Source organism: Allomuricauda sp. TY007, assembly GCF_010468565.1.
GTDB lineage: Bacteria > Bacteroidota > Bacteroidia > Flavobacteriales > Flavobacteriaceae > Flagellimonas.
Map to the genome: position 1 here is coordinate 1 of NZ_WUEG01000056.1, position 535 is coordinate 535.

The 535-nt window shown below is 56.3% G+C and carries 1 protein-coding gene; it reads right to left on the reverse strand.

Annotated elements, in window-relative coordinates:
- A partial coding sequence (locus GO009_RS18025; RefSeq protein WP_163627972.1) for a hypothetical protein occupies window positions 1–535 on the reverse strand: 535 nt, incomplete at both ends.

Genomic DNA, 535 nt, shown 5'->3' on the forward strand with positions numbered 1-535 from the left:
GCCCTCATAGGTGACGGTGGCAGTGACCTTCTTGGTTTTTTTGTTGTTCAAGGGGGGCACTACTATGCTTGTCCCCTTTTTGGTAAAGGGCAGTTTTTCTCCCTTACTGGTCACTTCCCAGTACAGGTCCCTTGACTTTAGGGGCTTGGCCTTGGGGAACAGCATGGGCACTGTTATGGTGGCCGTTTCGGTGGGGCGTACGCGCCTTTGCCCGTTGCGGTCCTCCCCATCGCCCTGGAGCTGCAGCTCCTTTTCGGTGTCCAGGCCCTGGTGGGCTATGGTCAATTGCTTGTACGCCCCGCCCTCGCCCGTTTTGGGGTCCAAGCTTTCGCTATGGCCGTAGGCCTCCACGGCATAGTGGCCCGTGGTGCGGTAAGGGAACTCCAGGCTATCGCCCTTGTCCACAAAGGTGTACAGTTTTTCGTATACGGGGTCGCTCTGTTTTTCCTTGTGGTACACGGTCCAGTTGATGCCCAGTTTTTGGTTGTCCCCCGGTGTGCCCTTGGTGTATTCCTTCACCTTTAGGACAATGCTT